Consider the following 13792-nt stretch of genomic DNA (forward strand, 5'->3'; position numbering starts at 1 on the left):
CCACGCTCTTATAACCGCGCTAGGCAACCTTAAAGGAACGAGGACCCCATGCCCAAGATGACCTTCATCGAGACCGACGGCACCCGCCGCGAGGTGGATGCCCCGCTCGGCCTGTCCGTGCTGGAGATCGCGCACAAGAACAGCCTGGACCTGGAAGGCGCCTGCGAGGGCTCGCTGGCCTGCTCCACCTGCCATGTCGTGATCGAGCCGGAATGGTTCGACGTCCTGCCGGAAGCGCAGGAGGACGAAGAGGACATGCTGGACCTCGCCTTCGGCCTGACCAAGACCTCACGCTTGGGCTGCCAGATCATCATGACCGAAGAGTTGGACGGTCTGGTCGTCCGCCTGCCGGGCGGCAGCAACAACGCGATGAAGTGACGGTCCGGGGGAACCCTGTTCCGGCCGCCGGGACGGCTTCGCACAAACGCGGCGCCCGGCGGCCTCTTTCCTGCCTTTTCCGGGCGCCTGCCCGACTTATATAGGGCGCCATGAACTCCCTCGGTCTTTCCAAACGCCCCCAGGACACCCGCGTCGTCGTCGCAATGTCCGGCGGGGTGGATTCCTCCGTCACCGCAGCCGTGCTGCGGGAGGAGGGCTATGACGTCGTCGGCATCACCCTGCAGCTTTACGACCACGGCCTCGCCTTGCAGAAGCCGGGCGCCTGCTGTGCCGGCCAGGACATCTACGACGCCCGTCAGGTCGCCGACCGCATCGGCATCCCGCATTACGTCCTGGATTACGAGGGCCGCTTCAGCCAGGACGTGATGGATGATTTCGCCGACAGCTACCTGCGCGGCGAAACGCCGATCCCGTGCGTGCGCTGCAACCAGCGCGTCAAGTTCCGCGACCTGCTGAGCACCGCCCGCGACCTGGGCGCCGACGCGCTCGCCACCGGCCATTACGTCCGCCGCATCGCCGGCCCGCAGGGCGCCGAGTTGCACCGCGCCGTCGATCCCGCCAAGGACCAGAGCTATTTCCTGTTCACCACCACGCGCGAGCAGCTGGAATTCCTGCGCTTCCCGCTGGGCGGCCTGACCAAGCCGGAGACCCGCGCGCTGGCCGAGCGGCACGGGCTGGAGGTGGCGGCGAAGCCCGACAGCCAGGACATCTGCTTCGTCCCCAACGGCAATTATGCCGAGGTGGTGGCGAAGCTGCGTCCCGGCTCGGTCGAGCCCGGCGACATCGTCCATGTCGACGGCCGCGTCCTGGGCCGCCACAAGGGCGTCGTCCATTACACGGTGGGCCAGCGCAAGGGGCTGGGCATCGGCGGCATCCGCGGCCAGGAGGAGGAGGCGCTCTACGTCGTCCGCCTGGAGCCTGCCCGCCGCCGCGTCGTCGTCGGCCCGCGCCGCGACCTCGCCCGCTCGCTGGTGATGGTGCGAGACGTGAACTGGCTGGGTCCCGATCTGGCCCCCGATCTGGCGGACAGTGCCGGCATCGAGGTGTCGGTGAAGCTCCGCTCCGCCCAGCCGGCGGCCCCTGCCCTGTGGCGCGCCGGCCCGGATGGCACCGCGCGCGTTGAGTTGTTGGAAGCCCAGCACGGCATTGCCCCCGGCCAGGCCTGCGTCGTCTACAAGGGCGACCGCGTGCTGGGCGGCGGCTGGATTTCCGGTACCGCCGGGGGTGTGGCCGAGGGTGTGGAGGCTGGTGAAACAGCAGCCTGAATCAGGGGCTTATGCCGCTTTCTGCCGGTTGGCCGAAAAAAATCGCACCCCCCGAAAATTCCGCGTTGACAGCCTAAGTCGCCCTATCCTATATAGCGGCTCCCGGCGGCAACGACGGGACAGGATGGTAGCCAACGGCGGCGGAAACGCCAACAACGGCGCTCACGATGGCAGCGTAGCTCAGTGGTAGAGCAGGGGAATCATAATCCCTTGGTCGGGGGTTCAAATCCCTCCGCTGCTACCATCATAGAAAAAGACCCGCCAGGTCATGGACTTGGCGGGTCTTTTCATTTTGGCAAAGCGAAGATATGTCGAAAGTAACGCGCCGACATGCTTCAGCACAACCGCCGTAACAATACGCATTCACATTCTGGGAATGCAGACCCCTAAAAGAACGAATAGTCAGCGACGTTGCGATTCATTATGTATAAAAATCAGTATCGAAAAACTCGAGAAGTCGAGGTCGTAGATTTGTTTTGGCTGGGGATGTGAATTTGCGCCGTGCAGCACGGCGCAAATTGAGCCTGAAAAACCGCCATGTCATCTGCTCGATTAAATATGTTGTTGGATCTTTATTTCACAAGCGCAACGATACGCTTGCGGATCAACGCGTGAAAATTTGAGTCCTTAGGTCTCCCGCCAATGGATGGTCATCATTCGTGAAGTGATATGCTGGTCCTTGAGCAGAAATGATACGACGCTCTACGATTCCATCTCCTTGCCTTGTCACGTTTGTCGGCGTGGTATATGCAAGTTTCAGTACGTGAGCATGGCTACGCTCGGCGAATAGCTTTGTGGCAATCAGTTCGAGCAGGGAAGGTGCCCCTCGTTGTTCTCGAGGACTACCCAGGTCAAGAAGTTGCTCTGCAGTAAGATCTGCGAGCCGGATGCACAAAACAGCGGGACGATTCTTGGTAAACTGCTTTACGCCTTGCGAAATCTGTCGGTAGAGTCCTTTTGCCACATTATCTGGACGCTGTGATTGAACAACAGCAATGACTGCACCTGCATTAGGTTTTGCAATCATAAGAATATTCTGGTTGTGTACATTGAGCTTGTCTGCAACCAGACTACGCAACGCTATTTGTGTAAGTTCTGAGGGCACCGAATTGATTTGTGTGGCGTCAAAAGCGGTGTACTGGACACCGCATACCGTACCTTGTGTGTCACGCTGATAGGTGAGGGATGTTTCAACCAGTGCTGCAATCTGGTCCAAGGTTCGGGCATTTCCATCCAACCTGTTTGGGATCACTATCCTGATTAGATGACCATCGCCCCGCTGAAGAGCACGTTGCATCGGCTCGTAAATGTACCCACTAAGCTGATAAAGACGACGGCGGTGGATCTGCCGCCCGACATCAGCGCTTGCATTCTTGCACTCAACCTCTAATTCCAATCCATCGCGTCGGACTAAGTAATCAAATCCACCTAGTTCCAAATCATTGAAGTTGACGTCAAACCCCTGACGCATCAGGTGGACCGCCATCCCCATTTCCATCGCGAATGGCTCCAATTCATTTTGCAAGCCATCACGTAGCATACCAGAGATACGTCGCTTTACCATCTCGCTTGAGCGTTCGTAGACCATGCTGATTGCGGCAGAAAATGCACAAAGTGGATAAAGCTTAGGCTCCCTAATAATGTGTTCTGGTTTTGGCCAACGGCCACGTTGAGCTTTCCGCGTGAGAAGATAAATCATGCCCAATTCAATAGGATATCGTTCTTCAAGATAGGAGCTAATCAACGGATAATCTCTTAGGTCGTCCGAGAAGCTCCGATCTCTTCGACGCCAATACGATATCCCAGGAATAGATACGAGCAAATCTAGGTATTTATGTATATGCTTCGGCTCAGTTGACGGTTCAAAATGCATGTCTATCTTCCTAATCCTAGAAGTGATTCAGCGCTAAGCGCCCTTTAACGGGGGTGAAAGGAGATGTTGCTCGACAGCCTCATAAAGCACGTTTGCCAATCCATTCGTGAGCTGCTTTGGTAGATGTATATCAAAGTTTTTGCGGCAAAATCTCTTTATATTGCCTGAGTTATTATAAAGGAAGAAAGGTAATTAGATCGGCACTTCAAGATAATATATTACCGAAACAACTTTGTGCGCGTTGCGATTCACTGGGCCAATGCCGCATCAATTTTAGCGCTACCAATGCAGGTGGAGAGCTGGCAGCGCCCCCTACCCCTGCATCGACTTCGGCAGCGCGATCTGCGGTTCGACCTCCACCCGGTTGCGGCCGGCGTTCTTGGCACGGTAGAGGGCGGCGTCGGCGCGGGCCAGCATCGGTTCGATGCCGCTGTCGGTCGCGTTCAGCCAGCTCAGGCCCAGGCTGACGGTCAGGTACAGTTCGCCGCCGTCCTCACGCTTTACCGCCTTGGCGGCGATCGCCTGGCGCACGCGCTGGGCGGCGGCGAAGGCATTCACCGGCGGGGTTTCCGGCATCACTATGGCGAACTCCTCGCCACCCAGCCGGCCGATCAGGTCGCAGGAGCGCAGGGTCTCCTTGCAGGCGCGCACCGTGGCGCGGATCGCCTCGTCGCCGGTGGCGTGGCCGTGGGTGTCGTTGACCCGCTTGAAATGGTCGATGTCCAGCATCACCACCGACAGCGGGCGCTCGTATCGTCGCGAGCGGACAACCTCTTCAGCCCCCCTCTCCAGGAAGCGGCGGCGGTTCATGGCGCCGGTCAGGGCGTCGGTGGTCGCCAGCCGCTCCAGATCGCGCTGCATCGCCACGACACGCGAGGCTGCCAGCAGGCGGGCCGCCGTCCATTTCCAGTCGAGCGGCTTGCGCAGGAACTCGTCGGCGCCGGCCTCCACCAGTTCGTGGAACTGCTCGGTCATGCTGCCGGGGATCATCAGGATCAGGTAGAGATGGCGAAGCCCCTGGGCGGTGCGCAGGTGCCAGCACAGCTCCAGCCCCGTCATGTCGGCCAGACGGATGTCGGCCATCACCACGTCGAACCGCTCATTGGCCACCGCTTCGATGGCGGCGGCCCCGTTGTGGACCACGCTGGTGGCATAACCGAGCTTGTTCAGCTCATACACCATCATGGTCAGGTGGCGCGGCGAATCGTCGACGATCAAAATCCGCAAGTCGGGCGCTCCCGGCGATCACATCCCGTTTATGAAGCATGAAGCCGGACGTGTGCAAATCTCCTTAACATCATGTCGCCGGCCGATAACGAAACTCCAATGCGTCATACGCAGATATGCCGGGTGTCGGACCGATCCATGCGCCAAGGGTCCGGCGTCATGCTTTTGCACATGTTGCTTATCGGGTCGGCCGGTTGATACTGTCCCTTCCAAATATGTTCGCGGGACAAGCGGACGATGACTGCGGGAGGCACGACCATGGACAGCGCGCGCGCGGCCCACATCGATGAACTCGTCCGTGTCTCCACTGGCCGTGTCTCCACCGGCGTGCGATCCGCCCGTGACCCGATCATCGAAAGCTCCTGGCGGCGCTGCGTCGCCGACCACAAGCTGGACCCCACCGTCGGGCGCGAGCCGCACATCCTGCCGCAGGAACGGCTGCGCGAGCATCGCGACGCGATGGACGAGTTCCTGCGCATGGCCCGTTTCGGGCTGGAGGCGCTGTACCGGCAGGTCGCCGGCATGGGCTATGTCCTGCTGCTGACCGACAGCAACGGCGTCACGGTGGACTTCATCGGCGACCCGACCTTCGACAACCATCTGCGCCGCGCCGGACTGTATCTGGGGGCGGACTGGAACGAGGGGCATGCCGGTACCTGCGCGGTCGGCACCTGCATCGCCACCGCCCAGGCGCTGACCGTCCATCAGACCGACCATTTCGACTCCACCCACATCCCGCTGACCTGCACCGCCGCCCCGGTCTTCGACAGCGGCGGCGAGCTGGCCGCCGTGCTGGACATCTCCGCCCTGCATTCGCCGGAACCGAAGATCAGCCAGTATCTGGCGCTGCAGATGGTGCGTGCCTATGTCCACAAGATCGAAACCGCCAACCTCTACAACAACTTCCGCCGTGACTGGGTGGTGAAGCTGTCCGCCTCGCAGGAGTTCGCGGAGGTCGATCCCGACTTCGTCCTGGCGCTGGACGGCAGCGGGCGGGTGGTCGGCTTCAACCACAAGGCCCGCGATCTGCTGGCGGAGGATGGCGTCTCGCCACTCGGCCGCTCCTTCGCCGAGCTGTTCGACTGCGAGGTGGACGATCTGGTTCATTTCGTCCGCTCGCTGCCGACCGAACAGCGCACGCTGCGCCTGCGCCGCACCGGCCTGCCGCTGTTCGCCCAGGCGATGCCGCCGCCAGCCGTCTCCCTGCCCCGCGGCCACGCGCCGAACCATGGCGTCGACCCGTTGCCGGAGCCATTGCGGGTGGTGTCCGGCGGCGATCCGGCGCTGAAGGCGGTGCTGACGCGGGCGGCCAAGCTGGTCAACACCCGCATGAGCCTGCTGATCCATGGCGAGACCGGCACCGGCAAGGAACATCTGGCCAAGGCCCTGCACAGGGCCAGCATCCGCCGCAACAAGCCCTTCGTCGCCATCAACTGCGCCGCCCTGCCGGAGAACCTGATCGAGAGTGAACTGTTCGGCTACGAGCCCGGCTCCTTCACCGGGGCGACGGCGCGCGGCAAGAAGGGGCTGATCCTGGAGGCCGACGGCGGCACCCTGTTCCTGGACGAGATCGGCGACATGCCGCTGTCGTCACAGACACGGCTGCTGCGCGTTCTGGCCGAGCGGGAGGTGACGCCGATCGGCCGGACCAAGGCGATGTCGGTCGATGTCCGCGTCATCGGCGCCACCCACCGCGATCTGGTGGATCTGGTCAAGGCCGGCAAGTTCCGCGACGACTTGTACTTTCGTCTCAACGGCGCGGTGTTCACCGTGCCGCCCCTGCGCCAGCGCAGCGACCTGGACTGGCTGATCGAACGGCTGCTGGCCGAGCGGGCGGAACGTGACGGCGTCGGCTATCGCCTGACCCCGGCGGCGCTGGCAGCGCTGCGTGGACACGGCTGGCCGGGCAATGTTCGGGAACTGGTGAATGCGCTGGACTATGCCTGCGCGGTCAGCGACGGCGGGCTGATCGACCTCGCCGACCTCCCGGAGCCGGTGCAGCACAGCGGCCTGTTCCGGGCTTGGCCGGAGGAGGCGGTGCAGACGGTGGTGGTGGAAGAGGACCCCGCCGCGCGGCTGCGCGAGACGCTGCGGCGGCACCATTGGAACGTCTCGGCGACGGCGCGGGCGCTGGGGGTCGACCGCTCGACCGTCCATCGGCAGATGCACCGATTCGGCATCGTGGCGCCGCATCGGGCGGAATAAAGCGGGGGGAGCGCGCATGGCGCCTCCCCGCTTCCCTTGTTACCCCGCAGCCCCGAACCCGCCGCCGCCCGGCGTCTCCACCACCAGGGCGTCGCCCGGCCGCATCGCGGTGCTGTCCTGGGAGGCCAGTTCCTGCACGCTGCCGTCGGTGCGCTGGACCCAGGTCCGGCCGACCGCACCGTCGGCACCACCCTTCAACCCGAACGGGGCGATCTTGCGGTGGTTGGCCAGGATGGCGGCGGTCATCGGTTCCAGGAAGCGGAGGCGGCGGACCACGCCGTCGCCGCCGCGCCAGCGCCCTGCCCCGCCGGACCCCTGGCGGATGCGGAAGCTCTCCACCAGAACCGGAAAGCGCCATTCCAGCACTTCCGGATCGGTCAGGCGCGAGTTGGTCATGTGGGTCTGCACCGCGTCGGTGCCGCCGAAGCCGTTGCCGGCGCCGGATCCGCCGCAGACCGTCTCGTAATACTGGTGCCGCTCGTTGCCGAAGGTGGTGTTGTTCATCGTGCCCTGGGCCGACGCCATCACCCCCAGCGCGCCGAACAGCGCATCGACGATGCACTGGCTGGTCTCCACATTGCCGGCCACCACCGCGGCGGGCGGGTTGGGCGACAGCATGGAGCCCGGCGGAATGACGATCTCGATGGGGCGCAGGCATCCCTCGTTCATCGGGATCTCGTCGTCGACCAGACAGCGGAAGACATAGAGCACCGCCGCCCGGCAGACCGCCGAGGGGGCGTTGAAGTTGTTGGTCAGCTGCGTGCTGGTTCCGGAGAAATCGACCATCGCCGAGCGCGCGGCACGGTCGATCGACACCCGCAGCTTGATCACCGCGCCATTGTCCAGCGTCACCGCGAAGTCGCCGTCGCTCAGCACGCCGATGGCGCGGCGGACCTGCTCCTCGGCATTGTCCTGGACATGGCGCATATAGGCGGTGACGGTGGTCAGACCGTGCAGACGGACAACGCGATGCAACTCGCGGGTGCCCTGCTCGTTGGCGGCGACCTGCGCCTTGAGGTCGCCGATGTTCTGCGCCGGGTTGCGGGCCGGGTGCGGGCCGGAACGCAGCAGTTCCAGCATGGCCTCTTCGCGGAATTGGCCGTTCTCGACCAGCGGCACGCAGTCCAGCAGCACGCCCTCGTCGGCGATGGTCCTGCTGTCCGGCGGCATCGAGCCGGGGGTGATGCCGCCGACGTCGGCGTGATGCCCGCGCGAGGCGACGAAGAACAGCAGCTCCTTGCCCGCCTCGTCGAACACCGGGGAAACGACGGTGATGTCCGGCAGATGCGTGCCGCCATGATACGGGTCGTTCAGCGCGAAGCTCTCGCCGGTGGTGAAGCTGCCGCCGCGGCGTTGGATGACGGCGCGCACGCTCTCGCCCATCGATCCCAGATGGACTGGCATGTGCGGCGCGTTGGCGATCAGACCGCCCTCGCGGTCGAACAGGGCGCAGGAGAAGTCCAGGCGTTCCTTGATGTTCACCGAGCGGGCGGTCTTCTCCAGCGTCACGCCCATCCGTTCGGCAATGGACATGAACAGGTTGTTGAAGACCTCCAGCATCACCGGATCGACCTTCGCCCCACCCCTGATGCCGGCGGCCTGACGCTGGGTCGCCGGCTCCAACCGGGTCAGCACCAGATGGTTCTTGCGGGTGACCTCCGCCATCCAGCCGGGCTCGACCACCGTGGTGGAGACGGCTTCGGCCAGGATCGCCGGGCCGACGACGCGGTTCCCGGGCTGAAGCTGACGGCGGTCGTAGAGCGGCGCCTCGCGGCGCTGGCCGCCGCTATGAATGGCGACGGTGGCGAGCCGGCGCGGCAGGACCGCGGTGGTGGCAGGAAGCTCCGGATCCTCCAGAACGTCGGTCAGGCCGACCGCCTCCAGCGTCACCGATTCCACTTCCAGCGCGGTGCCGGGGGTGAGGAAGCCATAGCGGCGGCGGTGCGCCTCCTCGAAGGCCCTGGTCATCGCCACCTTCGACCCGAAGGCGACGGTCAGGGTGGTGTCGGAGCCGGCGGCCTTCAGATGGACGCGGCGGTTGATCGCCTGCCGGCCGGCGTCGACGCCCTGTCGGGTCAGTTCCGCCCGCCCTTCGGTCTCCAGGTCGGTGAACAGCATGGTCAGCCGGTCGACCACAGCGTCGCTCAGCGGCCCTTCGACCGCGCGCTCGCGGATGGCGACGGTGTCGGCCAGCCCGATGCCGTAGGCGGACAGCACGCCGGCCTGCGGGTGCAGGAACACCCGCGTCATGCCCAGCGCGTCGGCGACGGCGCAGACATGCTGGCCCGCCGCCCCGCCGAAGCCGTTCAGCGTATAGCCGGTGACGTCATAGCCGCGCTCGACCGAGATCTTCTTGATGGCGTTCGCCATGTTGTCGACGGCGATGCGCAGGAAACCTTCGGCGACCTCCTGCGGGGTCATCGCCGTGCCGAGCTTCTCGTTGATGGTGGCCGCCAGTTCGGCGAAGCGGGCCTTCACCACCTCGGCGTCCAGTGGCTGGTCGCCATTGGGACCGAAGACATGGGGGAAGAAGCGGGGCTGGATCTTGCCGACCATCACATTGCAGTCGGTGACGGTCAGCGGACCGCCACGGCGGTAGCAGGCAGGCCCCGGATTGGCGCCGGCACTGTCCGGCCCGACGCGGAAACGGGTCCCGTCGAAGACGCAGAGCGAGCCGCCGCCGGCCGCCACCGTGTGGATGTGCATCATCGGCGCCCGTACCCGCACGCCGGCCACCACCGCGTCGAAGGCGCGCTCATACTCGCCGGCATAGTGTGAGACGTCGGTGGAGGTACCGCCCATGTCGAAGCCGATGACCCGGTCGAAGCCGGCCATCCCGGCGGTGCGCACCGCCCCCACCACGCCACCGGCCGGCCCCGACAGGATGGCGTCCTTGCCCTGGAAGCGGCGGGCGTCGGTCAGGCCGCCGTTGGACTGCATGAACATCAGCGGCACCGGCGTGCCGTCGACGCTGAGATCGTTGGCGACCCGGTCGACATAGCGACGCAGCACCGGCGAGAGATAGGCGTCGGCCACCGTGGTGTCGCCGCGGCCGACCAGCTTCATCAGCGGGCTGACCAGATGGCTGACCGAGACCTGGGTGAAGCCGACCGCGCGGGCCAGCGAAGCGACCTGCCGTTCGTGCTCCGGATAGCGGTAGCCGTGCATCAGCGCGATCGCGGCGGCGCGGAAGCCCCGGCGATAGGCCTCCTCCAGCCCGCGGCGGACGGCATGCAGGTCGACCGGCTTCAGGACCCGGCCATCGGCCATCACCCGTTCCGGCACCTCCACCACATGGGAATAGAGCTGGTCGGGCAGATGGATGTGGCGGGCGAAGATCTTCGGGCGGGCCTGATGGCCGATGCGCAGTTGGTCGCCCAGCCCCTCGGTGATCAGCAGGACGGTCGGCTCGCCCTTGCGTTCCAGCAGCGCGTTTGTGGCGACGGTGGTGCCCATCTTCACCACCTCCACCGTGTCCGGCGGGATCGGCTGGCCGGGCTTCAGGCCGAGCAGCTCGCGGATGCCCTGGACAGCGGCGTCGGCATAGCGTTCCGGATTCTCCGACAGCAGCTTGTGGGTCACGACCGACCCATCGGGCCGACGGCCGACGATGTCGGTGAAGGTGCCGCCGCGATCCACCCAGAACTGCCACCGCGCCGGCTTAGCCTTCGCCCCCCCGACCACCGCCGCGCTCTCCGTCTCACCCATCGTCGCACCCGCCGAATTCCATGCGCGGCAACCGCACCACGCGTGGGCCGGAGTTTCGCGATCCGGCGGCGAATTTCAACAGCTTGAGTGGCCCACCGCCATGAGAAGGGCAGGACGCGGCGGAAAGAACACAGGATCGCCCACGGCCGGTCCGGCAAACACCTCCGTCAGGCGGCCAGCCGCTGCGACGGGGTGGACAGGCGGGTCAGGATGGCGTTGCCCGACAGGATGCTGTTGAAGGCACCGGTGCCGTCCTCCAGCGCTTCCAGCGCAAGGGAGAACTGGTTGGGCGGCGGCAGCTCGAACATCGAGGTGATTTCGCTGCCGTCCAGCGCCAGCCGGCCGCCGAAACGGCGGGCCAGGGCGCGCATGCGGACATTCTCGGACAGGCACATCATATGGACGTGGCGGATGCCGCGGTTGCGGGCGACGGTCAGGATGCGGCGGACCAGCGTGCTGCCGACGCCCTTGCCCTGCAGCCCCGATTCGATGCTGATGCCGAATTCCGCCTCCTCCGGCCACAGGATACGGTCGCCGCACAGTTCGATGGCGCCGCGCAGCATGCCGTCCTCGAAAGCGCCGAGAATGACCGTCCGGCCCCAGTCGATGGCCGCGCAATGCCGCTCCACCGCCTCGTCCGACAGGGTGCCGGTGAAACGGGCATAACGGTCCGCACGGTCGAGACGGAGAAGATGCGCCCGGTACTGGGGCAGCTCGGTCGGCATGATCTTGCGGATGACTGGCATGGCTCTGCTCACGGTTCTCGAAATCCGAAAACGCATTCGCGCAGAACGTTTTCCCCAGGCTGCCGGCGGCGCCATTGGCAGCCACCGTCTTTATCACCATCAGCGCTCTCGCCGGCGCCCTTTGTTGCATTGCAACATGGCGTGACTGGCGGAATTCGCAAGCGCTTATTAGAACTTTGCGATACGAACAATGCTGGCATGTTGCCGGCGCGCCACAGTTGGCCCGCGCTCCCCCGGCCGTTATGCTGCGCTCGCGGGTGGGGGCCGCGCGGACGAAAAGGGCGTGACATGAGTATTTGGGGCAAGATCCTGGGTGGCGCGGCCGGCCTGTTCACCGGCGGGCCGCTCGGCGCCCTGCTGGGCGGTCTGGCCGGGCATGCCGTCGACCTGTGGTCGCCCTGCGGCCCGAGCGACCAACCGCGCCAGGGGATGAGCGATGCGGATGCCGAAGCGGCCAAGCAGACCGTCGCCTTCACCATCGGCGTCATCGCGTTGGCCGCCAAGATGGCGCGGGCCGATGGCGTGGTGAAGCGGGTGGAGGTCGACACCTTCAAGCGGCTGTTCCGCGTCCCGCCGGAGGAGCTGGCCAATGTCGGGCGCGTCTTCGACCTCGCCCGCCGCGACACCCGCGGGTTCGAGGAGTATGCCCGCCAGATCGCCAAGCTGTTCGAGGACAAGCATGCGGTGCTGGAGGAACTGCTCGACAGCCTGCTGATGATCGCCGAGGCCGACGACGAACTGCACGAGACGGAGGTGGAGTATCTGCGCGCCGTCGCCGTGATCTTCGGCTTCGACGAGGCCGATTTCCGCCGCATCGTCGCCGGCCACCATCTGGCCGGCACCCCGACGGAGACCGACCCCTATGCCGTTCTGGGCGTGCCGCGCCAAGCCGGCGACGACGCGGTGAAGGCCGCCCACCGGGCACTGGTGCGCGAACACCATCCGGACCGGCTGATCGCCCAGGGCATGCCGCAGGAATTCATCGATCTGGCGACCCAGAAGCTCGCGTTGATCAATGCCGCCTACGATCGCATCCGCCGCGAGCGGGAGGGAGCCGCCGCCCTGTCCTAGCCTGTCGCGATTCGTCACAGCTTGCGATCATTTGAAATTGCTTTACGGTAGTCTTTATCCCGTTTTCTGACATATCGTTCCCGCTGGGACGGGCGACCGGTAGCCCGCGCATTTTGGGGGCGACATGACGATGCGACGCACGATCATCCGGACGATCTTCGCTGCGGTTTTGGGGACGACGCTAGCCGCAGCCTGCGGCGCGCAGGCCCAGATACCGGTGACGGCCACCGACGCGACGGTGGTGCTGGGCCAGCCGCTGACGCTGAATCTGGGGGTACCGTCCGGCACCGACTGTGCCACGCGGGCGGCGGCATGGAACGCCGACGCACTTGTCCTGGTCGCCAACGGCCAGACGATCCCGGGCGCCCGCGCCAGCTTCGCCTGCTCGGCCAAGGGCGAAGTGATAGGCACCGCCTCCACCTCCATCGCCGGCAACGGCAGCGACGCGACAAATCGGCGGGCGGCCTGGCAGACCGCCTTCAGCGGCTTCTTCAGCCTCGCTGGCGCCAAGACCCTGCCGGTCGCCTTCGGCCCGGCCACCGGCGGCATGACCACCGCGCCGCAGATGGTCTCGATCCAGGGTGCCAGTGACCGCGACCTGGGATTGGCCGCCATCTGGTTCGCGCTGGTGGCGGCGATGTTCCTCTATGCCTTCTTCCGCCATTTCGGGCGGACCGATGCCATCACACCGATCGCCGGCGTGCCGATGCCCGCCAACTACCGGGCGCCCTACAGTCTCGCCCGCTTCCAGCTCCTGTGGTGGAGCGGGATCGTCACCGCGTCCTACGTCGCCATCCTGACCATCACCGGGTCGATGGACACCATCACCACCGGCACCATGGCGCTGATGGGGATCGTCGGCGGCACCTCCGTCCTGGCCGCCTTCCAGGATCGCCGGCCGAGCGACGACCAGACCCGGCGCCAGCAGCATGCCGCCCTCTACATCGCCGCAGCGTCGGCCACCCCGCCCGACCAGACGGCGATGGCCGCCAGTCTGGCCGAGGTCTACCCACCCACCCAGGGGCTGCTGCCCGACCTGCTGAGCGATGCCGCCGGCTACAACATCCACCGCCTGCAACTGCTGGCCTGGACCGGCGTGCTGGGCATCACCTTTCTCTACGAGGTCACCCGCACGCTGGGCATGCCGGAGCTGTCGGCCAACCTGCTGGCCCTGACCGGCATCAGCAACGGCACCTATTTCGGCTTCAAGATGCAGGAACAGCAGGTGCCCGCGCCGACCGGCATCCCGCAGGCGGCCGGCTGAACCCAAAGGCGTTTCCGGCGGGCGCAACCCGCCC

At 65.4% G+C, this 13792-nt stretch carries 10 protein-coding genes and 1 tRNA gene; 7 read left to right on the forward strand and 4 right to left on the reverse strand.

All coding sequences use genetic code 11. The annotated features are described in order from the left end of the window. Positions 1 to 48: 48 nt before the first annotated feature. The 3 genes from J2848_RS06360 to J2848_RS06370 all read left to right on the forward strand — a co-directional run bounded on the left by J2848_RS06360 (position 49) and on the right by J2848_RS06370 (position 1908). Positions 49 to 378: a ferredoxin family 2Fe-2S iron-sulfur cluster binding protein gene (locus J2848_RS06360; protein ID WP_012974620.1), complete on the forward strand. Its 330-nt coding sequence runs from the start codon at positions 49 to 51 to the stop codon at positions 376 to 378. 110 nt (positions 379 to 488) lie between these two features. Further along, a complete protein-coding gene (gene mnmA, locus J2848_RS06365; protein ID WP_149229960.1) occupies positions 489 to 1664 on the forward strand; it encodes a tRNA 2-thiouridine(34) synthase MnmA in 1176 nt (391 codons plus the stop codon). Positions 1665 to 1833: 169 nt separating this feature from the next. After that, positions 1834 to 1908, forward strand: a tRNA-Met gene (locus J2848_RS06370). Between the two features lie 360 nt (positions 1909 to 2268). Here J2848_RS06370 and J2848_RS06375 read toward each other — a convergent pair. Continuing rightward, entirely contained in the window at positions 2269 to 3537 is a 1269-nt protein-coding gene (locus tag J2848_RS06375) for a hypothetical protein (RefSeq protein WP_149229959.1), read from the reverse strand. A gap of 312 nt (positions 3538 to 3849) precedes the next feature. Then, a complete protein-coding gene (locus tag J2848_RS06380; RefSeq protein WP_149229958.1) occupies positions 3850 to 4764 on the reverse strand; it encodes a GGDEF domain-containing protein in 915 nt (304 codons plus the stop codon). A 258-nt stretch (positions 4765 to 5022) separates the two neighbouring features. On the opposite strand from J2848_RS06380, the gene J2848_RS06385 reads away from it, so the two are divergent. Beyond that, entirely contained in the window at positions 5023 to 6969 is a 1947-nt protein-coding gene (locus J2848_RS06385) for a sigma-54-dependent Fis family transcriptional regulator (RefSeq protein WP_149229957.1), read from the forward strand. A 39-nt stretch (positions 6970 to 7008) separates the two neighbouring features. Here the strand turns inward: J2848_RS06385 and J2848_RS06390 are convergent, their stop codons facing one another. After that, entirely contained in the window at positions 7009 to 10677 is a 3669-nt protein-coding gene (locus tag J2848_RS06390) for a hydantoinase B/oxoprolinase family protein (protein ID WP_149229956.1), read from the reverse strand. A 167-nt stretch (positions 10678 to 10844) separates the two neighbouring features. Then, a complete protein-coding gene (locus J2848_RS06395) occupies positions 10845 to 11423 on the reverse strand; it encodes a GNAT family N-acetyltransferase (protein ID WP_149229955.1) in 579 nt (192 codons plus the stop codon). Between J2848_RS06395 and J2848_RS06400 the strand changes: the two genes are divergently transcribed. From J2848_RS06400 to J2848_RS06410, 3 genes are all read left to right on the forward strand, one after another. Beyond that, the gene (locus J2848_RS06400) at positions 11422 to 11568 is read left to right on the forward strand and encodes a hypothetical protein (protein ID WP_170306948.1); all 147 of its coding nucleotides are present in this window, start codon (positions 11422 to 11424) and stop codon (positions 11566 to 11568) included. The two genes, J2848_RS06395 and J2848_RS06400, sit on opposite strands and share 2 nt — an antisense overlap. 143 nt (positions 11569 to 11711) lie before the next feature. Continuing rightward, positions 11712 to 12494: a TerB family tellurite resistance protein gene (locus J2848_RS06405; protein ID WP_149229954.1), complete on the forward strand. Its 783-nt coding sequence runs from the start codon at positions 11712 to 11714 to the stop codon at positions 12492 to 12494. A 124-nt stretch (positions 12495 to 12618) separates the two neighbouring features. Continuing rightward, positions 12619 to 13758, forward strand: coding sequence for a hypothetical protein (locus J2848_RS06410; protein WP_149229953.1), 1140 nt, complete (start codon positions 12619 to 12621; stop codon positions 13756 to 13758). Positions 13759 to 13792 lie beyond the last annotated feature (34 nt).

This window comes from Azospirillum lipoferum (assembly GCF_024170005.1).
In the GTDB taxonomy this organism is placed as follows: Bacteria; Pseudomonadota; Alphaproteobacteria; order Azospirillales; family Azospirillaceae; genus Azospirillum; species Azospirillum lipoferum.